Annotated in this window: 19 protein-coding genes; 9 read left to right on the forward strand and 10 right to left on the reverse strand. The window is 72.0% G+C overall.

Annotated features, from left to right (window positions below; translation table 11 throughout):
* Positions 1 to 90: 90 nt before the first annotated feature.
* Together DZF91_RS36890 and DZF91_RS36895 are read left to right on the forward strand one after the other, a co-directional pair.
* On the forward strand, positions 91 to 381 hold the full coding sequence (locus tag DZF91_RS36890) for a hypothetical protein (protein ID WP_199487144.1): 291 nt from the start codon (positions 91 to 93) through the stop codon (positions 379 to 381).
* A gap of 206 nt (positions 382 to 587) precedes the next feature.
* Complete coding sequence (locus DZF91_RS36895; protein WP_117361662.1) at positions 588 to 1,301, forward strand: MBL fold metallo-hydrolase; 714 nt, start codon at positions 588 to 590, stop codon at positions 1,299 to 1,301.
* A 280-nt stretch (positions 1,302 to 1,581) separates the two neighbouring features.
* Here DZF91_RS36895 and DZF91_RS36900 read toward each other — a convergent pair whose 3' ends face one another.
* The gene (locus tag DZF91_RS36900) at positions 1,582 to 3,051 is read right to left on the reverse strand and encodes an MFS transporter (RefSeq protein ID WP_117361663.1); all 1,470 of its coding nucleotides are present in this window, start codon (positions 3,049 to 3,051) and stop codon (positions 1,582 to 1,584) included.
* 152 nt (positions 3,052 to 3,203) lie between these two features.
* Between DZF91_RS36900 and DZF91_RS36905 the strand changes: the two genes are divergently transcribed.
* Complete coding sequence (locus DZF91_RS36905; protein ID WP_117361664.1) at positions 3,204 to 3,806, forward strand: TetR/AcrR family transcriptional regulator; 603 nt, start codon at positions 3,204 to 3,206, stop codon at positions 3,804 to 3,806.
* 50 nt (positions 3,807 to 3,856) lie between these two features.
* On the opposite strand, the gene DZF91_RS36910 is transcribed toward DZF91_RS36905, so the two are convergent.
* From DZF91_RS36910 to DZF91_RS39200, 7 genes are all read right to left on the reverse strand, one after another.
* Positions 3,857 to 4,312, reverse strand: a complete 456-nt coding sequence (locus DZF91_RS36910; RefSeq protein ID WP_117361665.1) for a hypothetical protein — start codon at positions 4,310 to 4,312, stop codon at positions 3,857 to 3,859.
* Positions 4,313 to 4,513: 201 nt separating this feature from the next.
* On the reverse strand, positions 4,514 to 5,635 hold the full coding sequence (locus tag DZF91_RS36915; RefSeq protein ID WP_147341555.1) for a TniQ family protein: 1,122 nt from the start codon (positions 5,633 to 5,635) through the stop codon (positions 4,514 to 4,516).
* Complete coding sequence (locus tag DZF91_RS36920) at positions 5,632 to 6,738, reverse strand: TniB family NTP-binding protein (protein WP_117361667.1); 1,107 nt, start codon at positions 6,736 to 6,738, stop codon at positions 5,632 to 5,634. The genes DZF91_RS36915 and DZF91_RS36920 overlap by 4 nt, the downstream gene beginning before the upstream one ends.
* Positions 6,735 to 7,322 carry a hypothetical protein gene (locus DZF91_RS40800; protein ID WP_199487145.1) on the reverse strand — a complete coding sequence of 196 codons (588 nt, stop codon included), beginning with the start codon at positions 7,320 to 7,322 and terminating at the stop codon, positions 6,735 to 6,737. Before DZF91_RS40800 ends, DZF91_RS36920 begins: the two co-directional genes overlap by 4 nt.
* 129 nt (positions 7,323 to 7,451) lie before the next feature.
* Positions 7,452 to 8,042 carry a hypothetical protein gene (locus DZF91_RS40805; RefSeq protein WP_158588132.1) on the reverse strand — a complete coding sequence of 197 codons (591 nt, stop codon included), beginning with the start codon at positions 8,040 to 8,042 and terminating at the stop codon, positions 7,452 to 7,454.
* On the reverse strand, positions 7,988 to 8,611 hold the full coding sequence (locus DZF91_RS40810; RefSeq protein WP_158588133.1) for a hypothetical protein: 624 nt from the start codon (positions 8,609 to 8,611) through the stop codon (positions 7,988 to 7,990). Before DZF91_RS40810 ends, DZF91_RS40805 begins: the two co-directional genes overlap by 55 nt.
* Before the next feature lie 320 nt (positions 8,612 to 8,931).
* Positions 8,932 to 9,216 (reverse strand): hypothetical protein, encoded by a 285-nt coding sequence (locus DZF91_RS39200; protein ID WP_147341556.1) that lies wholly within the window; start codon positions 9,214 to 9,216, stop codon positions 8,932 to 8,934.
* A 232-nt stretch (positions 9,217 to 9,448) separates the two neighbouring features.
* Here DZF91_RS39200 and DZF91_RS36935 point away from each other — a divergent pair, with 232 nt between their 5' ends.
* Positions 9,449 to 10,669: an MFS transporter gene (locus DZF91_RS36935; protein WP_117361669.1), complete on the forward strand. Its 1,221-nt coding sequence runs from the start codon at positions 9,449 to 9,451 to the stop codon at positions 10,667 to 10,669.
* Positions 10,670 to 10,835: 166 nt separating this feature from the next.
* Positions 10,836 to 11,504, forward strand: a complete 669-nt coding sequence (locus tag DZF91_RS36940) for a class I SAM-dependent methyltransferase (RefSeq protein WP_117361670.1) — start codon at positions 10,836 to 10,838, stop codon at positions 11,502 to 11,504.
* A gap of 135 nt (positions 11,505 to 11,639) precedes the next feature.
* On the opposite strand, the gene DZF91_RS36945 is transcribed toward DZF91_RS36940, so the two are convergent.
* Complete coding sequence (locus tag DZF91_RS36945; RefSeq protein WP_117361671.1) at positions 11,640 to 12,257, reverse strand: TetR/AcrR family transcriptional regulator; 618 nt, start codon at positions 12,255 to 12,257, stop codon at positions 11,640 to 11,642.
* Between the two features lie 103 nt (positions 12,258 to 12,360).
* Between DZF91_RS36945 and DZF91_RS36950 the strand changes: the two genes are divergently transcribed.
* Genes DZF91_RS36950 through DZF91_RS36965 form a run of 4 tightly spaced genes read left to right on the forward strand, consistent with a single transcriptional unit; the run spans position 12,361 to position 18,837 of the window.
* Positions 12,361 to 14,112, forward strand: coding sequence for an acyclic terpene utilization AtuA family protein (locus DZF91_RS36950; RefSeq protein WP_117361672.1), 1,752 nt, complete (start codon positions 12,361 to 12,363; stop codon positions 14,110 to 14,112).
* A gap of 56 nt (positions 14,113 to 14,168) precedes the next feature.
* Complete coding sequence (locus tag DZF91_RS36955; RefSeq protein ID WP_235834837.1) at positions 14,169 to 15,704, forward strand: acyl-CoA carboxylase subunit beta; 1,536 nt, start codon at positions 14,169 to 14,171, stop codon at positions 15,702 to 15,704.
* Positions 15,705 to 15,706: 2 nt separating this feature from the next.
* Entirely contained in the window at positions 15,707 to 17,686 is a 1,980-nt protein-coding gene (locus tag DZF91_RS36960; protein ID WP_117361673.1) for an acetyl-CoA carboxylase biotin carboxylase subunit, read from the forward strand.
* Positions 17,683 to 18,837 carry an acyl-CoA dehydrogenase family protein gene (locus DZF91_RS36965; RefSeq protein WP_117361674.1) on the forward strand — a complete coding sequence of 385 codons (1,155 nt, stop codon included), beginning with the start codon at positions 17,683 to 17,685 and terminating at the stop codon, positions 18,835 to 18,837. The genes DZF91_RS36960 and DZF91_RS36965 overlap by 4 nt, the downstream gene beginning before the upstream one ends.
* 42 nt (positions 18,838 to 18,879) lie before the next feature.
* Here DZF91_RS36965 and DZF91_RS40815 read toward each other — a convergent pair.
* Positions 18,880 to 19,843 (reverse strand): histidine kinase dimerization/phosphoacceptor domain-containing protein (locus DZF91_RS40815; protein WP_199487147.1); only part of this gene is annotated, 964 nt, incomplete at its 5' end.

A 19,843-nucleotide genomic window follows, 5' to 3' on the forward strand; every position in this document is an offset into this window, starting at 1 on the left:
GCCACTTAGTGGCGGGGCTTTTTTTGTTTTGTCGGATCTGGCAGAGCAGGGTGGGTGGAGTCGCGGATAGGCTCCGTGCTCGTGAGCGCCGTGGGGATCTGGAGACGCGTACGCCGGGCGGACAAGACGGCTGCTGTCGTCGTCGGCGCGGTCAACGTACCGCTCTGCGGGGTGCTCTTCGCGCTGCTGATCGGCTTCGGGGCCACGACCCGGGAGCAGGAGGACGCCGCCCAGGTCCTCGGGGGTCAGATTCTCGGTGTCTGGTTCGTCGGAGGGCTGCTGTTGTTCTCCGTGCTGGCCATGACGCGAGCCTTGTTCGTCCACCTGGCCACGATGGTCTTCACACCTGGCGGCCTGGTCTTGGCCTTGGTGCTCGCCTAACGGCCCGCGGCAGGGGCCCGCGCCTCTCATGAGGACTTCGCGGCCATCCGGCTCACGGGATCATGTCACGGGGTGGCGTTCCCATCGCGAAGCGTGTGGTCGGAGAGCTTCATCGTTCGCGATCAAGCGGAACTATTGACGTTCGTCAGTGTGGGCAATTTCATTGGCGTTCACGATCATCGCCGTCGCCCTCCCTGGGAGAACACATGAAGCTCGGACCGCATCTGCACCGCCTCGGCAACGACATCGTGGCGTGCTATCTGGTCGACACCGACGAGGGCATCACGCTCATCGACGCGGGCCTGCCCGGTCACTGGAGCGACCTGCAGAGTGAACTCGGCTCGCTGGGCAAGTCGGTGGACGATGTCCGCGGCCTCATTCTCACGCACGGCGACTCCGACCACATCGGCTTCGCCGAGCGGTTGCGCAGCGAGCACGGGGTGCCCGTGTTCATCCATGCCGCCGACTCGGTTCGCGCCCGCACGGGAGAGAAGCCCAAGACGGTGTTCGGTCCCATGCGCATCGGTCCGACACTTGGCTTCTTCGGGTACTCCCTCCGCAAGAACGGGCTGCGCACGAACCACCTCAAGGAGGTGACCGAGATCCGTGAGGGTGACGTCCTGGACCTGCCGGGGAGCCCGGTGATCGTCGGGATGCCGGGGCACTCGCCGGGAAGCGTGGCGGTGCACGTCCCGATCGCCGACGCGCTCTTCGTCGGCGATGCCCTGACCACGCGGCACGTGCTGACCGGCCGCGAGGGCCCGCAGCCCGCGCCCTTCACCGACGACCCGGAGGCGGCGCTGGCCTCCCTGGACGAGATCGCGGAGCTGAAGGCCTCCTGGGTACTGCCGGGACACGGCGCCCCCTGGCAGGTCTCGCCGGCCGAGGTGAGCCAGGCGGTCAGGAAGGGCGCCGCCTGACCCTCGCACCTCGCTCGGTAGGGAGATCTTCGGCTTCGGGCGGGGGCGGGGGCGGGGCTTGAGGGCCTGGGGGAGATGACATGTCGTAAGGGAGGGATCCTTGGGTGGCCGCCGTCGCTCGTGACGTTCGGGCGGCGGCGGCCAGGTCGGCGATTGCGGGATTCCCCCCCCGCTCGGGGCGTTGGATCGGACTCCTGGGGTCAGGGAGGCGGAGTGCATCGCGGGCTTCAGTAGGTCCCGCGTCCGCCGAAAGTAGGCCCGGCCGAGGTGCTTCTGGTCGCTAGGGGGTGGTCGCGGATGCCTCGCTCGAGGTGGTGACCGCATCCTGGTCGGTGGGACGCGGGGACGTCGCGGAGCTCTCCCGGGGCTTTGACCTCGCGAGCCACAGGCCGGTGAACACGGCGGTGGCCAGGGTGATGGCTCCGGCCGTGACGAAGGCGCTGTTGAGGCCGGTCTCGAAGGAGGCGCCGCCGGACTGGCGGGTGCGGACGACGACTCCGAGCACCGCCACGCCGAGCACCGCGCCGATCTGCCGTGTGGTGCTGCTGATGCCCGACGCGAGTCCGCCCTCCTGCGGGCTGACCGCCTGGATGGCGGCTCCCGTCAGCGGGGACATGGTCAGGGCGAATCCGACGCCGACGACTCCCAGCCGCCACCACACGTTCCCGTAGCCGGTGTCGGCGTGCACCATGCCGAGCGCCAGCAGGCCCAGGCCCGCCAGGGCCAGTCCGACGGTGACCACGACGCGGAAGCCGTACCGGGCGGCGAGCCGTCCGGCGTACGGACTGACGACCACCATGGTGAGGGACGTGGGGAGGGTCTGCAGACCGGCGCGCAGGATCGAGCTGCCCTGGACGTACACGAAGAACTGGGAGAAGAAGAACGACGAGCCCATGAGCGCGAACCCCACCACGACCATGGCGGTGTTGGACACGGTGAACAGCCGCTGCCGGAACAGCCGCAGCGGCAGCATCGGCGCCGGGCGTCGCGCTTCGACGGTGATGAACACGGCGAGGAGGACTGCCGCGGCGGCGAAGCTCGCGAGGATCACCGGGGACGTCCAGCCGCGGGCGCCGCCCTCGATCAGTCCGTAGGTCAGCGTCCCCACACCCAGGACGGACAGCACCGTCCCGGGGACGTCGATGGCGGGGGCGTTCGGATTGCGGGTCTCTTCGAGGCCGCGCAGGCCGAGCAGCAACAGGACCGCGCCGATCGGCAGATTGACCAGGAAGATGGCCGGCCAGCCGAAGGCGTCCGTGAGCAGGCCACCGGCCACGGGACCCGCGGCCAGACCGATCCCGCTCAGTCCCGCCCACAGGCCGATCGCCTTGATCCGTTCCTGGGGAACGGGATGCGCGGCGGCGAGCAGGGCCAGCGAGGCGGGGCTCAGCGCCGCGGCGCCGATGCCCTGCAGCACCCGGCCGGCGACCAGCCAGCCGAGCGAGGGGGCGAGGCTGCACAGCACCGACGCGGCGGTGAACACGACCACGCCGGTCAGGTACACGCGCTTGCGGCCGAACCGGTCGGCGAAGATGCCGCCGGACAGCAGCAGCATGGCGACCAGCAGGACGTAGGCGTCGACGATCCACTGCAGGCCGGTCAGCTGCGTGTGCAGCCGGTGCTGCATGTCGGGCAGCGCGGCTCCGACGATCGTGTTGTCGAGCAGGACCATGAATTGGCCCAGGCAGGTCACCGTGAGCAGCACGGCACGGTTCGACCGGCCGCCTACAGCCGCGGGGGATGCAGCCATGGGGAGATTCCTCTCAAGCATCGGTCGCGCTCAGCCGCAGGTGGAAGCAGATGGTGCGGCGAAGCGCTGTTAACGCAGTCGTTGACTGCGTTAGGCGACTGTAGGGAGCAGTGCGCCACAAACGCAAGTCCCTACTGCGTTAAGGTGGTGGCGTGGAAGAGCGACAGCGGGTCCGGCGGCCCGGCGGGCGCAGTGCGCGCGTCGCCGCGGAAGTGCACCAGGCCGTGACGGAGCTGGTCGGGGAGCGCGGATACGGCGCGTTCTCCGTCCGCGACGTCGCGGCCCGCGCGGGCGTGGCCGACAGCAGCATCTACCGCCGGTGGGGCAATCTGGAGAACCTGCTCGCCGACGTGGTGCTCACCCGCCTCAACGCCCGGTCGCCGATGCCCGACACCGGGAGCCTGGCCGGTGACCTGCGCACGTACGCGGCCAACGTGGCCCGGGAGATCACCGGGCCCGACGGTCCGGTGCTGCTGCACCTGGCCATCGCCCTGTCGAAGACCGGTCAGCAGGGCGTGCGGGCCGGCGAGGGCCTCCGCGCCGAACGCACCCGGCAACTGCAGTCCATGCTCGATCGCGCCAGCGAACGGGGCGAGGACGCCCCCGACGCGTTCGCGGTGCTGGACCACGTCCTGGCCCCCATGTACATCCGCGTCCTGTTCGGCATGGGCCCGCTCACCCCGGAGTACATCGACGGGCTGGTCGACCGCCTGCTGTCCGTTCCGGGGGAAGGTTGCAGGGCCCGCCGTGCGTGACCTGCGGGTTGAAGAGTAGGTCTGAACAGGAGTGTGGATCTTGTTCGGATCTACTTTGCATGTTCGGTGGATCTTGGGTTCCAGGAGGTGTGGTCGATGGCCTCGCACTGCCCCTGGAGGTCGGTTTGAACGTCGAGGATGCCGAGGTCTGGATGACTGAAGCTGACCACGGTGCAGGCCGCGAGGACGGAGACGTCATCCAGGTGGAGCCGATCGGGGATCGGGGCTGTGTCCGTCGTTTGAAGGTGTGGTCGCCAGTCGGTGGGGGCGTGCTCGATGGCGTAGGTCTTGATTGATTCGAGGTTGGCTAGGACGTTCTGGGTCCGGGTCGCGGCGGCGTTGACCAGATGGGGGAAGTCTTCGCCGCGTTCGGCCGAGTAGATGAGGACCATGACGTCGGTTTCGTCGTCGTTGAGAGCAGGCCAGATGGTGGTGGAGATGTCGACCCGGGCGACGAGGAGATCTCTGCCGTGGGCCCCGAGGTCGCCCAGCCATGGGTGTCGCATGTGAGGTTGCATCTGTCCTCTGAATCCGAGTCCGGACCTACTTGGTATTGCTGGCTGATCTTGGGGCGTGGGTGGTGGCACTGCCCATGCTGCCGGCCTGACCTTGCGTAAGCGCGAGTGAGGAACTGGGCGGATGCAGGGTTCGTGCGGGCAGCGGGGCGTGTGTCGTCCGGGTCCATTTTGCGTCTTCGGGGAGCGGTGTCATCGGAACCGCTTCGCCGTCCGTTGGCTCTGCCAGATCGCTCCGGCGTACTGCTCCATCTCGATCGACCACTCGCGGATCAGGACGGGGTGGATGGTGCGGTGGTGCAGGATCAAGTTGCCGCACTGGCGTTTGCGGGTGAACCAGACCAGGGCGTTGTCGTGGCGCTTCAGGCTGGCCGAGCTGATGGGGGTGTTCAGCTGGCTGGGCTTGCGGTGCCCCGGCGCTGCGGCGAAGGTCGTCGGGGGTGGGCAGGGGGGCCGCCAGCAGTCTTGTTCGATCCAGTGCGCGACGGCGTCGGCCTCGGGGCTGGGCTGGTAGTCCGGATCGCGGAGACGGTGCCTGACCTGGGTGAGGAAGAGGTCGAGTTCGGCGCCGTTTCCGGCGGCCATCTTCCGCCAGTAGGGGTCGGCCACGAGCGGGGCGAGCTCGATCGCTTCGGGGTAGATCGCGGCGAAGCCGCGCGAGGAGCTGAACGTCTGTCGTTCGGTGCCTTCGGGGATCAGGGTGTAGCTGCGGATGTCCCAGATCGTCTGCTGAACGAACGTGCTGTCGGTGTCGAGCTTGCCGCGCGGGCCCCAGCGCGCGCCGCAGATCATGAACGCAGTGAGGACCGCGTCGTAGGTGGCGGCCCAGCCGCGGCGGCGCAGCAGGCGCGGGTGCTGTCGTTGGGCCTTGAGGAGTTCGTGTCCGGGCTCGGTGAACGGGCCAGGCTTGTTGAGGCGGGTGGGCCGATCCAGTAGCGGTGCCGGGTGCAGAGGTAGCGGTGGTGGGGAGAGAGCCGGAACACCTTGCCGCCGGGGTGGCGGGCGTCGCAGCGTGGGCAGCCGATCTGCGGGGTGGTGCCGGAACGCCTCCCAGGTCGGGGGTGGGTCACGCAGCTCCAGCAGCGCGCCGGCCAGGTGCCAGGCGGGTCGTCCGGTGAGCGCGGCCAGGGAGTCGGGGTCGGGAGTGCGGCGGCGGAGCGTCGGGAAGGGCGCGGTGACTCGTTGCCAGAGCTCGTCGCCGTCCAGGCCGTTGAGCGCTGCCAGGCGGGCGAGATGGGAGGCGAGGATCTCGTGCCGGGCGGGCGGCGGCGCGATCGGCAGGCGGCGCGGCAGCGGCGAGGGGCTGGGCATCATAGCGTCGCGATCTCGCCCAGTGCGCGCCTGCTGGTCTTGGTGGGCGCGGTGTGCCGTATCGCGGCGTAGTCGAGGGGAACCAGGTCCAGCAGGTCGTCGGTGATCTGCTCGATGCCGGTCTCGATGGCCAGGATCGCCGCGCCCCGAACCAGCTGGGAGAGACTGCCGATCATCCCGCCGGTCCGGCGGTAGAGGTCTTCGGCTATCGCGGGCAGGGTGCCGGGGGTGTGGTCACGCAGCCGCAGCGTGCTCTCCAGCGTGGCGACCAGGGCGTCCCAGGCGTTCCGCTGCTCGGCGGTGCCGTAGGCGAACGGGGCGGCCTCAACGACGGCGAACCGTCCGGCGATCTGCCGTCCGCGCGCTCCGGCGAACAGTCCCTGGGCCTCGACTTCGACTCCGGCGTAGATGAACGTTGCGGGCAGCCGCTCGGCGAAGTACTTCAGCTGATCGGAGACCTCGGCGCCGAAACGGGTCGCCAGGTTGAGGTTGTGGATCTCATCCACCAGCACCAGGGCGACGTGGGTGTGCGCGGCGACCGAACAGACGGTGTTGGTGACATCGGTGAGGTTGGCGCTCGGGCCGATCTCCAGGCCGAAGAAGCGGGCGAACTCAACCGCGAGCATCCGCGGGGTCGCCGCCGGTGGAATCGTCACATAGAGCACCGGCATCCGCTCCGGATCGCGGGGATGCCGCCTGCGGGTGGCGAGCTCGTGCGCGCGAGCCAATTGGGTGAGCGCGGTTGTCTTGCCGGTCCCCGACATTCCGCTGATGATCGCGCCCCGGCGTGCCGAGATCTGGTTGCGGTTCAGCTGAACCAGCAACCTGCCGGTGGCGATGACCTTCTGGATCGTCGGGGTGCTCACCAGCGGAAGGTCGGCGTGATAGTCCCGCCGCGCGTCCTGGCGAGCGGCCCGCGTCGCGCGGGGAAGTGCCAGCAGGGCCTCGGCGCTCAACGGCTCGGGCGGGCGCGGGGCGCGGCCGACGAACCGTCTCCAGCCCTCCCTGGTGGTCAGCGGGTTGCCCGGCGGAAGCGCCTCCCGCTCGGGGACCTCCGGTGAGGACTGTGCGGGTTCCAACCAGGTCGGGCGGGTGCGGCGGCTCATATCCACTTCTCGGCTTCGGCTGCGGCATCGAGAATCCCGAACGTCACCACCGGTTTGCCGCCGACGGGCTCGTCCTGGACGTGCTCAGGTTCGGTCGGCTGGCGGTCGGGGGTGCGCCGCCCAGCAGGCGCGGCGGGCTTGGTGCGCGCGGCGATCGCCGCTGTGCGCCGATCGCCCCTCAGTCGTGCCGGGCCGTTCTCGGCCCGGGTGAGCAGGTCGTCCAAGACGCGGGCGACGTCGCTCTCGCAGATGTCGTCCAAGCCCCGCATCGCGGCCAGGCGGCGGGCATGCCGCCAGGTGAAGTCGGCGAACGGCGCGTTCACCATCGCCTGGTGGGTCCAGGGAACGGTGACACAGCCCTGCTGGGTGCGGACGAACACCTTGGAGACGTCGTAGGGGTCGTAGTGAACTTCCCAGAGTCCCTTCTTGGCCATGACTTCCGAGTGCTGGCGCCGGTAGGGCTCCAACTCGTCGAGGCCGCCGCGGTGGTCGGTGTCGTAGGTGCGGTAGTCCAGCCGGATCCCGTAGTCGTTGATCGCCCGGCAGGCGAACCGGCAGCAACTCCAGGTAGTCCTCCCCAGCAAGCACCAACGGCAGGTAGCCGGCGGCGACCTGCGCGGCGTAGGCGTCGTTCGGAGAAACCGCCCGCCGGGGCAGGTAGGGATCGCGCAGCGCATCATCCGGGGCGCATCTGCCAACCGCAGACGATCCACTCATCCAGCAGATCTTGAAGCTCGGAGACGGTCCAAGCCGCCTCCGCCTCGGCCGCCGCGCCACGGCGGGTGACGTCCCGGCCGGCGTAACCGGGCAGGTGCTGGCACCACAACGTGTTGACCGCGCCGAACGTCGCCTCCGACGATCGCCTTGTCGGTCGGAGTGCGCGGGCGGGCGCGCTGAACCGAGATGCCCAACCGCTCCCAAGCCCGCAGGAACGCCTCGGAAATGAACACCTTTCCGCCGTCGATCACCACGGTGTCTGGCACGATCACGGGCTTGGCCGCCGCCTGCTCCATCCGCGCGTCCACCTCCATCAGGCGGTCGTGCGGGAGCCGCGAGGACGCCATCGCCAGCGAACGATCCCAGCCCGGCCGCATCGGCTCGGGCACCAGCATCCGCGCCAACAGCAACGCCGCATCGACCGCCTTGGTGCCGACCGGTCGCAGCACCGCAGCGCAGATCGTCCGCGTCGCAACATCAACGGCGATCGTCAGCTCGGCGCGGGCAGTCAGCCCGTCATCGAGCACCACCATCACGTCCAACGGCGTGGAGTCGATCTGAACCTGCTCGCCCGGCTGGCCGGCCATCGTCGGGGTGAAAGGGCCGTCTGGCGGCGGGTGACCGCCGACCCAAAGGTGTGCCTTCCGGCCGAAAGCGCGTCGATCAGCCGGTAGAACGTCGTCTTGCCCGGCAGCGGAACCACCCCCGGGCCGTGCGTCTCCTCCAGGTTCTTGGTGACCCGGGGGATCAACCGGGACCTGGTTCCGGTCGAGGTCCCCGCCTCGGCCGCGATCGCCTCCTGCAACGCAATGATCAGCCTCGGGTCGGCCCGGCCACCGACCTCCACTTCCCGCAGCGCCCGCTGATCGACCAGCCCCCACAACCCCTGATCACCGAACCGCAGCCGACGGCCCTGAACCGTCCGCTCACTCACCCCCAGCTCGGCCGCCTTGGCCCGATCACGGGCGCGCAAACTGTGCTGCACCGGGTCGTATTCGGGGCGTCCGGCCGTGCCCGGCTCAGCACCCGGCGGCAACCCCGTCAACACCTCCACGATGTGCCGTTCCCAGGTCCTCGCCTCCTCCAAGACCTCCGGCGGCAACCCCTCCAGCAACCCCAGCGGCGTCACCTCCGGCAGCGGCTCCCCATCAACCACCGAAAATCCAGCAACCGAGCGGCGATCGCGGCCACCCGGTGGCGCGGATGACGGTAGCCAGCCAGCCAGCGAATGTTCGCCGTCGTCACTGGATCCGGAGCCCCGACCAACCGGTACTCCCACCCCGTCAGCGCTCAGGCCGCCCGGGTCGCCTCGAATGCCTCCAGCGCCCGTGCCGGCCACCGCTCCTCCGGACGGCAATCGACCACCAACTCCGAGCCATCACCTCGGCGCAGGAAGTAGTCAGGCGCATGCGAGCGTGACCTGCCCGCCCCGTTCTCCCAGAACAACCAGAACGGTTGCGAGGCGATCGCCACGACCTACGGGTCGAAGTCGAACGCCGCCAAGTGATCGCGCTCCAGCCACGACTCATAACCCACATGCCGGTCGCCGGTCGCCGACCACCAGCGGCCAGTCAGATGCCGCTGACCCCGGTAGGAGACGAACTGCCGCACCGGCGCGGCCCGCTCCAACCGCAACGACCACGCATCAGCCAGACCCACCCGAGCCTGCCCGCCGTCTCCGGTGACATACGCGAGCTCGAACCCTTCAACCCGGGCAGGAGCACCACCCTGGAACCGACCGCACCCCAGGCACAGCGGCACATCATGTCGCACCCCGGGCCGACGCGACGCAAGGTTCACCCGAACGCAACGTCGGTACGCGCAACCTTCACCCGGAACGCAACCTTCATGCGGAACAGACACCTGCTGTGACCACGGCCCGTGTCTGGGGCCGGCTCCCCAACGCCGGAGTATCTGCTGCGGATGACTTGTAATTGCGAGTAAGTTGCAACGAGGTGGAGTCCGGCAGATTTCTTCGAGGACGGTGCTCCCCATGCCCCACCTGTTGCCCGAGAGCGGCCCGCAGCGCGTCATCGTGGCGTCCAACTTCCTCTACACGCTGGGGAGCGGGCTCTACCTCACCGCGGGGGTCCTGTACTTCACCGAGGCCGTGGGGCTGCCGGCGGAACGGGTGGGGCTCGGTCTCGGCATCGCCGGGCTGGTCTCGCTGGCCGTCGGGATCGGAGTGGGGCATCTGGCGGACAGGGTCGGGGCGCGCGGGGTCTACGCGACCACCCTGGTCGTGCGGGGTCTGGCGGCGGCCTCGTTCGCACTGGTGGACGGGTTCTGGCCGTTCGTGCTCGTGGTCTGCGTGGCGACCGGTGCCCAGGCGGCGGGCCTGGCGGCGCGCAGCCCGCTCATCCGGCGGTTCGGCGGTGAGCGGCCCCAGGAGTTCCGCGCCTATCTGCGCGCGGTGACGAACGTCGGGATCTCGCTCGGCGCCCTGCTGGCGGGCTGGATCGTCGCCGTCGGGACCACGTCCGCCTACCAGGCGCTCGTGCTCGGGCTGGCGGTGGCGAACCTGCTCGCGGCCGTTCCGCTGGCGCTTCTGCCGCGGGTCAGGCCCGGGGCGGCGGCCGGCGGACCGCGCTGGACGGCGCTGCGGGACCGGCCGTACCTGCTGCTCACCGCGCTCGAGGGGGTCATGGCCGTCCAGTTCAAGGTGCTGACCGTGGCGCTGCCGCTGTGGCTGGTGGCGGCCACCTCGGCGCCGCACTGGCTGATCGCGGGCACCATGGTCACCAACACGGTCATCGTGGTGGTGCTCCAGGTGCGGGCGAGCCGCGGCGTCGACTCCCCGGCCGCGGGCGGCGCCGGGTACCGGCGGGCCGGGGTGGCGTTCCTGGTGTCGGCCGCGCTGGTCTCGCTGGCGGCCGGGGTTCCCGCGTGGGCCGCCGCGGGGCTGCTCGTCGGCGGTGTCGTCGTCCACTCGGTGGGTGAGCTGTGGCATTCGGCGGCGGGCTTCGAGGTGTCGTTCGCGCTCGCCCCCGAGCACGCCACCGGCCAGTACCTGGGCGTGTTCGGCCTGGGCGCCGGGTTGGCGGAGGCGTTCGGGCCGAGTCTGCTCATCTCCCTCTGCGTCACCTGGGGACGGCCGGGATGGTTCGTCGTGGGAGGCATGTTCGCGCTGGCGGGGTTCGCGGCTCCCGCCGCGGTCCGGTGGGCGGGGCGTCGGCATGCGTCCAGCGTTCGGGTTCAGCCTGCGGCGGTCTGAGGGCGGACGACCGCCGATGATCTTCGTCCGCCGAACGGGTGGATCTTTCACCGGGCGCGAGACCAGGATGGGACGGGGCCGGGTGCCGGACGGTGTGCTCGGCTGAATCCGGTCCGCGGCGGGCGTGCCTCTGCCGGTCGCGGGCCCTGGTGGTGAAGGAGTCGCAGTGGCGCATGGAAGCGGTCCGGGGCCGATCGCCGAGGACGGGTCGGCCGTCGAGTACTACCTCGTGTCGCCCGCGGACGATGCGAGCGCTCGCCTGGTGCACGACGCCCTGCCCGAGGGGGCGTCCGTCCTCGACCTCGGCTCGGGCACCGGACGGGTCTCGGCGCCGCTCAGGGAGCTCGGCCACCCGGTGACGGCCGTGGACGCGTCGGCGGACATGCTCGCGCACGTCCCGGCCGGGATCAGGACGGTGCGCAGCGGCATCGAGGAACTGGCGCTGGACGAGCGGTTCGACTGCGTCCTGCTGATGTCGTTCCTGGTCAACTACGGTGACCGCGACGCGCTGCTGGCGTCGTGCCGCCGCCACGTGAGCGACGGCGGGCGGGTGCTGATCCAGCGCGAGCCGGACGGGTTCTTCGACGAGTTCCCCCGGGAGTGGACGGGCCGGAACGGCGTCCGCACCCGGCTCAGCGAGGTCGTGCCGGTCGGGCCGGGCACGGTCACGGCCACCCTCGAATACGACTCGGGAGACCGCGCGTGGTCCCACACCTTCACCACGCGGCGGCTGGGCGACGACGAGCTGCCGGAGGTCCTCGGGAAGGCCGGACTGCGGCTCGACGGGTTCCTCACCGAGGACCGGACCTGGGTCGTGGCGCGCCCGCTCCCGTAGACGAGGCGGCTGGGAGCCGTCCAGGACGGCTTTCAGGGTCTCATGGACGCGTCCGGGGGAGACGGTGACGATGTCGTAGCGGGCGACTCCGGCGCGGACGAACGGGTCCTCGCCGGTCAGCCGGCGGACGGCGTCCTAGGTGTCCTGTCGGGCGAGGGCGGTGTCCAGGGTCCGCGCCCACTGGCGGAGGAGGCGGGTGCGGCGGGCGGAGTCGTCGGTGAGGAGGTCGGCGAGGCCGAGGCCGCGGACCAGGTCGAGCGTGGCCTGGACGGTCTCCCGGACGCCCGGCAGCGACTCGTCCGCGCCGAGGGCGTCGACGGTCAGGCGGTGCGCCTCGCGGCCGAAGCGGGCCTCGAGGGGGACGACCCGGGCGCGCAGCTGCTCGTCCGAGCTCGCCGCGACCCACAGCTGCAGGGCGGCCTTGAACAGCGGGCTGGAGTACATCTCGCCGAGGAGCGTGACCACCTCCAGGGTGTCGGGTCGGCGGCCGGCGAGTTCGTCGAGGCGGGCGCGCATCCGCTCCAGGCGGACCTCGGTGCCGTACTCGACGGCGGCCGTGACCAGCTCCTCGCGGGTGCGGAAGTGGTGCTGGGCCGCGCCGCGCGAGACCCCGGCGCGCTCGGCGACGACGGTCACGGTCGTCCCGGCCCAGCCGACCGAGGCCAGGCAGTCGACGGCGGCCTCCAGGAGGCGGGCGCGGGTGGCGCGGCTGCGGTCCTGCCGGGGTTCGCGGGGGGCGGCCTGGGCGGTCATGGTCTCCTCGGGGTGCCTCGGCGGCCCGCGCGCACCGTACCCGCGGGTAGAAAACAATCATGCACGATTGATTTTATCGTGCCGGGCTGGCAGGGTGCCGGTCATGAGTCGACCGCTGCGCGTCGGGAACGCCTCGGGCTTCTACGGCGACCGGTTCAGCGCCGTCCGGGAGATGCTGGAGGGCGGCCCGCTGGACGTCCTCACCGGGGACTACCTGGCCGAGCTGACCATGCTCATCCTCGGCCGCTCGAAGCTGAAGGACCCCGGCGGCGGGTATGCGGGGACGTTCCTGAGGCAGATGGAGGACGCGCTCGGGCTCGCCGTCGAGCGCGGCGTGAAGATCGTGACGAACGCCGGCGGCCTGAACCCGCGCGGGCTGGCCGAACGGCTGGGGGAGCTGGCGGACCGGCTCGGCCTGGACGTCAGGGTCGGCCACGTCCACGGTGACGACCTGCTCGCCCGCGCGCGGGAGCTCGGATTCCAGGACGAGCGGTACGGGCAGCCGCTCACCGCCAACGCCTACCTCGGCGCGTGGGGGATCGCGGAGTGCCTGAAGGCGGGCGCCGACGTCGTCGTGACCGGGCGGGTCACGGACGCGTCGCTCGTGGTCGGGCCCGCCGCCGCGCACTTCGGCTGGGCGCGCGACGACTGGGACGCGCTCGCCGGCGCGACCGCCGCCGGGCACGTGCTGGAGTGCGGCGCGCAGGCCACCGGCGGGAACTACGCCTTCTTCCAAGAAATCTACAACGTAAAGGACGCGGCCCCGGTGCGCCCCGCGGGCTTCCCGCTGGCCGAGATCCACGCCGACGGATCGAGCGTCGTCACCAAGCACGAGGGGACCGGCGGCGCCGTCACGGTCGGGACGGTCACCGCGCAGCTGCTCTACGAGATCGGCGCGCCCGCGTACGCCGGCCCGGACGTCACGACCCACTTCGACACCGTCCGGCTCGCGCAGGACGGCCCGGACCGGGTGCGGATCAGGGGGGTGCGGGGCTCGCCGCCGCCGCCGACCACGAAGGTCTGCCTCAACCACCTGGGCGGGCACCGCAACGAGATGACGTTCGTCCTCACCGGGCTGGACATCGAGGCGAAGGGCTCCCTCGTCCGCGCGCAGATGGACGCGGCCATGGGGACGGACCGTCCGCGGCGGGTCGAGTGGACGGTGATCGGCTCGGCCGCGTCCGACCCCGCGACCCAGGGGGAGGCGACGGCGCTGCTGCGCTGTGCCGTCCTGGACCCCGACCCGGAGAAGGTCGGGCGCGCCTTCAGCAACGCCGCCGTGGAGCTCGCGCTGGCGGGGTACCCCGGCTTCACGATGACGTCGCCTCCCGGGAAGGGCGGCCCGTACGGCGTGTACCGGCCGGCCTTCGTCCCGAACGAGGAGGTCGCGCATCTGGCCGTCCTCCCCGACGGCACCGAGGTCGCGATCGCGGCGGCACCCCGCTCCGAGCCCTCCGAGCCTGCTGCGGCCTTCCGATCCGCTTCGACCGGCGAGAGCGCGGAGCCGACTCCGGCGCGGGAGCCGGGAAAGAGGATCGCGCTCGGAGAGATCGCCGGGGCCCGCAGCGGCGACAAGGGCGGGGACGCCAACATCGGCGTCTGGGTCCGGACGGACGCGCAGTACGCGTGGCTCCGCGCCCACCTCACCGCGGCGCGCCTGCGCGAGCTCCTGCCGGAGACCGGCGGCCACCGGGTCGTCCGGTACGCACTGCCGAACCTGCGGGCGGTGAACTTCGTGATCGAAGGGCTGCTGCAGGAGGGCGTGTCCGCCTCGACCCGGTTCGACCCGCAGGGCAAGGCCCTCGGGGAGTGGCTGCGGTCCCGTTCCGTCATCGTCCCGGAGGCCGTCCTGTGACCCTCAGAAGCACCCTGGACGCCGCGAGCTCCGAGTACCGGGAGCGCAGGGCGGCGATGCTCGGCAAGCTGGCCGAGCTGGACGCCGAGCACGCCAAGGCGCTGGCGGGCGGCGGCGACAAGTACGTGCAGCGGCACCGCGGGCGTGGCAAGCTGCTCGCGCGGGAGCGGATCGAGCTGCTGCTCGACCCGGACTCGCCGTTTTTGGAGCTGAGCCCGCTCGCCGCGTGGGGCAGCGACTTCCCGGTCGGCGCGTCGGTCGTCACGGGCATCGGCGTCGTGGAGGGCGTCGAGTGCCTGATCGTCGCGAACGACCCGACGGTGCGCGGCGGGGCCAGCAACCCGTGGACGGTGAAGAAGAGCTTCCGGGCGTCCGACATCGCGCTGGAGAACCGGCTGCCGGTGATCAACCTGGTGGAGTCGGGCGGCGCGGACCTGCCGACGCAGAAGGAGATCTTCATCCCGGGCGGGCGGATGTTCCGCGACCTGACCCGGCTGTCGGCGGCGGGCATCCCGACGATCGCGCTGGTGTTCGGCAACTCCACGGCGGGCGGCGCGTACATCCCGGGCATGTGCGACTACACGGTCATGGTGAAGGAGCGCGCGAAGGTGTTCCTCGGCGGGCCGCCGCTGGTGAAGATGGCGACCGGCGAGGAGTCCGACGACGAGTCTCTGGGCGGTGCCGAGATGCACGCCCGGACGTCCGGCCTCGCCGACTACATGGCGGTGGACGAGCACGACGCGCTGCGCCTCGGCCGCCGGATCGTCCGGCGGCTCAACCACCGCAAGCTCGGCCCCGGGCCGTCGGCTCCGGTGCGCGAGCCGCTGTACGACCCGGAGGAGCTGGCCGGGATCGTCCCGGAGGACCTGAAGGTCCCGTTCGACCCGCGCGAGGTGATCGCCCGGATCGTGGACGGCTCGGAGTTCGACGAGTTCAAGCCCCTCTACGGGACGAGCCTGGTCACCGGGTGGGCGCGGCTGCACGGGTACCCGATCGGGATCCTCGCGAACGCACAGGGCGTGCTGTTCGGCGCGGAGGCGCAGAAGGCCGCGCAGTTCATCCAGCTCGCCAACCAGGCGGACACGCCGCTGCTGTTCCTGCACAACACCACCGGCTACATGGTCGGCGCCGAGTACGAGCAGGCGGGGATCATCAAGCACGGCGCCCTGATGATCAACGCGGTGGCGAACTCGAAGGTCCCGCACCTGACGGTGGTGATGGGCGCGTCGTACGGGGCCGGGAACTACGGCATGTGCGGCCGGGCGTACGACCCGCGCTTCCTGTTCACCTGGCCGAGCGCCAAGTCGGCGGTGATGGGGCCGCAGCAGCTCGCCGGGGTGCTGTCGATCGTCGCGCGCGCCGCCGCCGAGGCGCGCGGCCAGGTCTACGACGAGGAGCAGGACCGCGCGATGCGGGAACTGGTCGAGACGCAGATCGAGGCCGAGTCGCTGCCGTTCTTCCTGTCCGGGCGGCTGTACGACGACGGGGTCATCGACCCGCGCGACACCCGCACCGTGCTCGGCCTGTGCCTGTCGGTGGTCCACAACGCCCCCGTGCGCGGCGCGGACGGCTTCGGCGTCTTCCGGATGTGATGATGATCGAGAAACTGCTGGTCGCCAACCGCGGCGAGATCGCCCGCCGCGTCTTCCGCACGTGCCGCGACCTGGGGATCGCGACCGTGGCGGTGTTCTCCGACGCCGACGCCGGCGCCCCGCACGTCCGGGAGGCCGACGCGGCCGTCCGGCTGCCGGGGGACGCGCCGTCCGACACCTACCTGCGCGCCGAGAGCCTCATCGCGGCGGCGCGGGCGGCGGGCGCGGACGCCGTGCACCCCGGCTACGGGTTCCTGTCGGAGAACGCCGGATTCGCGCGGGCCGTCCTGGACGCGGGGCTGACCTGGGTCGGGCCGCCGCCCGCGGCGGTCGCGGCCATGGGCTCCAAGACCGAGGCGAAGCGGCTCATGGCGGCGGCCGGGGTGCCGGTGCTGCCCCAGCTCGACCCGGCCGAGGTCACCGAGGCGGACCTGCCGATCCTGGTGAAGGCGTCGGCGGGCGGCGGCGGACGCGGCATGCGGGTGGTCCGCGACCTGGCCGGGCTGGACGAGCGGCTGGCGGCGGCCGGGCGCGAGGCGGCGTCGGCGTTCGGCGACCCGGCGGTGTTCTGCGAGCCGCTGCTGGAGCGCGCCCGGCACATCGAGGTGCAGATCCTCGCGGACGCGCACGGGACGGTCTGGGCGCTGGGGGAGCGGGAGTGCTCGATCCAGCGCCGGCACCAGAAGATCGTCGAGGAGGCGCCGTCCCCGGCGGTGGGACCGGAGCTGCGCGCGCGGCTGTGCGCGGCGGCGGTGGACGCGGCGCGGGCGATCGAGTACGTCGGGGCGGGCACGGTCGAGTTCATGCTCGCGCCGGACGGCCGGTTCTTCTTCCTGGAGATGAACACCCGGCTCCAGGTCGAGCACCCGGTGACCGAGTGCGTGTACGGGCTGGACCTGGTCCGGCTCCAGCTGGAGATCGCCGAGGGGGAGCGGCTGCCGGACGAGCCGCCCCGGCCGTCCGGCCACGCGATCGAGGTCCGGCTGTACGCCGAGGACCCGGCGCTCGACTGGCGGCCCGCCGGCGGCGTGCTGCACGCCTTCGACGTCCCCGGCGTGGACGCCCGGTTCGCCGTCCCCGCTGACGGCGGGCTGCGGCTGGACGCCGGGTACGAGAGCGGCGGCGAGGTCGGCGTCCACTACGACCCGATGCTGGCGAAGGTCATCGCGTACGCGCCGACCCGCGCCGCCGCCGCGCGCAGGCTCCGCCGGGCGCTGGGCGGCGCGCGCCTGCACGGGGTCACCACCAACCGGGAGCTGCTGGTGCGGGTCCTCGGCGAGAAGGCGTTCCTGGCCGGGGACACCCACACGGGCTACCTGGACGAGGTGGGGCTGGAGACGCTGGCCCGGCCGCTGGCGGACGAGCGGGCCGTGCGGCTGTCCGCGCTGGCCGCCGCGCTCGCCGACGCCGCCGCCAACCGTGCGGGGGCCCGCGTCCTGGGCGGGTTGCCGGCGGGATGGCGGAACGTCCCGTCCCAGCCGCAGCGCAAGGCGTTCGAGGGCGGGATCGAGGTCGAGTACCGCCTGACCCGCGACGGCCTGGTCACAGGCGACGCGGGCGACGCGGATAACGCAGCGGGCACGGTGGCGCTGGTCGGCATGTCGCCAGAACAGGTCGTTCTAGACGTGGACGGCGTCCGGTACGCCTTCGACGTCCAAGCTGTGGGCGGACGGGTGTTCGTCGACTCCGCGCTCGGACCCGTGGCGCTGACGCCCGAGCCGCGCTTCGCCGACCCGAGCGGCCAGGTCGCGCCGGGCTCGCTGCTCGCGCCGATGCCCGGCACCGTCGTCCGCGTCGAGACCGAGCGGGGCGCGGACGTCGCGGAGGGGCAGACGCTGCTCATCCTGGAGGCGATGAAGATGGAGCACCGCATCGCCGCGCCCGCCGCCGGGACCGTGGCGGCCCTCAACGTGACGCAAGGACAGCAGGTCGAGGCCGGATCGGTCCTCGCTGTGATCTCCGAAGGGACCCCCCACACGTGAGCTTCATCGAATCCGGGGAGCGGCGCGCGCTGCGCGCGGCGGTCGCCGAGCTGGGCGCGAAGTACGGGCCGGACTACTACATCCGCAAGGCCAGGACCGGGGAGAAGACCGACGAGCTGTGGGCCGAGGCCGGACGGCTCGGCTACCTCGGCGTGAACGTCCCGGAGGAGTACGGCGGCGGGGGCGGCGGCATCGGCGACCTGGCGGCCGTCTGCGAGGAGCTGGCCGCCGCCGGGTGCCCGCTGCTGCTGATGGTGGTGTCCCCGGCGATCTGCGCCACGATCATCGCCCGGTCCGGCACCGAGGACCAGAAGAAGCACTGGCTGCCGCGGTTCGCCGACGGGTCGGTGAAGATGGCGTTCGCGATCACCGAGCCGGACGCCGGGTCCAACGCGCACCGGATCACCACCACGGCGCGCCGCGACGGCGACGGCTGGGTGCTGACAGGCCAGAAGACCTTCATCTCCGGGGTGGACGAGGCCGACGCGGTGCTGTTCGTCGGCCGCACCGAGGACCAGAAGGGCAACCTGCGGCCGTCGCTGTTCATCGTCCCGACCGACGCGCCCGGCTTCACCTTCACCCCGATCGAGATGGAGATCATCTCGCCGGAGCGCCAGTTCATCTGCCACCTGGACGAGGTCCGGCTGCCCTACGAGGCGCTGGTCGGCGACGAGGACGGCGGGCTGCTCCAGCTGTTCGCCGGGCTCAACCCCGAGCGGATCATGGCGTCCGCGATGGGCGCGGGCATCGGCCGGCTCGCGCTCGGCAAGGCGGTGGCCTACGCCAACCAGCGGCAGGTGTTCCGGACGCCGATCGGCGCCCACCAGGGCCTGGCGCACCCGCTCGCGCAGGCCAAGATCGAGCTGGAGCTCGCCCGGCTGATGGCCCAGAAGGCCGCCTGGCTGTACGACGAGGGCGACGACGCGGGCGCGGGCGAGGCCGCGAACATGGCCAAGTACGCCACCGCCGAGGCCGCGGTCCACTGCGTGGACACCGCGATCCAGACGCACGGCGGCAACGGCCTGACCAGCGAGTACGGCGTCGGGATGCTCGCCGGGGTCGTCCGCCTCATGCGCATCGCCCCGGTCAGCCGCGAGATGATCCTGAACTTCGTCGCGCAGCACTCCCTGGGCCTGCCCAAGTCCTACTGACCCTCCGCGTCCCGGGCCGACCGGTCCCGCGCGCCGACCGGCTCACGTCCCGCCGGTGCCGGGGGCGACCGGTTTCGAGTCTTCGGTCGCGACCGGGGGCGCGGGCTCGGGAACGTGCGCCCGGCCGAGCGCCGGTTCTGGGGCCGGGTCGGGTGCCGGGTCGGGTGCGGTGGGCGGCGGACGCAGGGAGTCCAGCAGCGCGCGCATCTCGTTGAGGGCGGCGCGCGCGTGCTCGGCGACCTCGACGAGCGCGGCGGACCGGTCGGCGTCCGGGTCGGCGAGCGCGTCCTCGGCGACGCGGACGAACCGGCCCGTCCGGTCCAGGACGGTGCCGCGCAGCCCCTGGGCGACGCGGTGCCGTTCGGCGGTGACGGCCGCGCCCGCCCGGGCCGCCATGGTCTCCAGCGCCGCGTTCTCCCAGCGGTGCCCGCGGGTCACCACCGCCTTGCCGACCGACCAGGCGGGCACGAACAGCGCCAGGCCGAGGCCGTAGCCCGCCAGCAGCCCCGGCACCAGGGCCGAGGAGCCTCCGAGCCGGGCGAACCCGGCCCCGAACGTCGCCGCCCAGGCGAGCGCGGCGACCAGCGGCGCGGGCCAGGTCGGGACGCCGCGCCGGGCGTAGGCGGCGACCGCGTAGACGGCGCTGACCAGGGTGGTCGCGCCGACGAGCAGCAGCCCCGTCATGGCGGTCCGGGTCGTCCCGGCGGTGCAGGCCCAGACGATGTCGAACCCGGTCGTCCAGGCCAGGACGGCGTAGGGGGCGTGCCGCCGCCACCACAGCGGCAGCGCCCGCAGCAGGAACGCCGCGGCCAGCAGCGCCATCGACCACGGCGACCAGCCGGGCAGCACCGGCTCGGGCGGCACGAACGCGATCAGCGCGGGCAGCAGCACCGACTGGACGATCAGGATGCCGTCCACGACGTCGGGCCAGCCGTGCCCGCGGCCGTCCGGCACGCCGGTCGGGAGCACCGCGCGCACCCGCCAGCCGCCGCCGTCGGCCGGGCCC

Source organism: Actinomadura logoneensis, from assembly GCF_003428695.1.
GTDB lineage: Bacteria > Actinomycetota > Actinomycetes > Streptosporangiales > Streptosporangiaceae > Spirillospora > Spirillospora logoneensis.

What these genes read in the sequence shown, in the direction of transcription:
- DZF91_RS36945 (WP_117361671.1), bottom strand. Translation starts at nt 12,257, where the DNA reads ATGACCGCCCAGGCCGCCCCCCGCGAACCCCGGCAGGACCGCAGCCGC.
- DZF91_RS36915 (WP_147341555.1), bottom strand. Translation starts at nt 5,635, where the DNA reads ATGATGCCCAGCCCCTCGCCGCTGCCGCGCCGCCTGCCGATCGCGCCG.
- DZF91_RS36900 (WP_117361663.1), bottom strand. Translation starts at nt 3,051, where the DNA reads ATGGCTGCATCCCCCGCGGCTGTAGGCGGCCGGTCGAACCGTGCCGTG.
- DZF91_RS40805 (WP_158588132.1), bottom strand. Translation starts at nt 8,042, where the DNA reads ATGGCCGGCCAGCCGGGCGAGCAGGTTCAGATCGACTCCACGCCGTTG.
- DZF91_RS36895 (WP_117361662.1), top strand. Translation starts at nt 588, where the DNA reads ATGAAGCTCGGACCGCATCTGCACCGCCTCGGCAACGACATCGTGGCG.
- DZF91_RS36960 (WP_117361673.1), top strand. Translation starts at nt 15,707, where the DNA reads ATGATCGAGAAACTGCTGGTCGCCAACCGCGGCGAGATCGCCCGCCGC.
- DZF91_RS36935 (WP_117361669.1), top strand. Translation starts at nt 9,449, where the DNA reads ATGCCCCACCTGTTGCCCGAGAGCGGCCCGCAGCGCGTCATCGTGGCG.
- DZF91_RS36920 (WP_117361667.1), bottom strand. Translation starts at nt 6,738, where the DNA reads ATGAGCCGCCGCACCCGCCCGACCTGGTTGGAACCCGCACAGTCCTCA.
- DZF91_RS36955 (WP_235834837.1), top strand. Translation starts at nt 14,169, where the DNA reads ATGCTCGGCAAGCTGGCCGAGCTGGACGCCGAGCACGCCAAGGCGCTG.
- DZF91_RS36950 (WP_117361672.1), top strand. Translation starts at nt 12,361, where the DNA reads ATGAGTCGACCGCTGCGCGTCGGGAACGCCTCGGGCTTCTACGGCGAC.
- DZF91_RS36910 (WP_117361665.1), bottom strand. Translation starts at nt 4,312, where the DNA reads ATGCGACACCCATGGCTGGGCGACCTCGGGGCCCACGGCAGAGATCTC.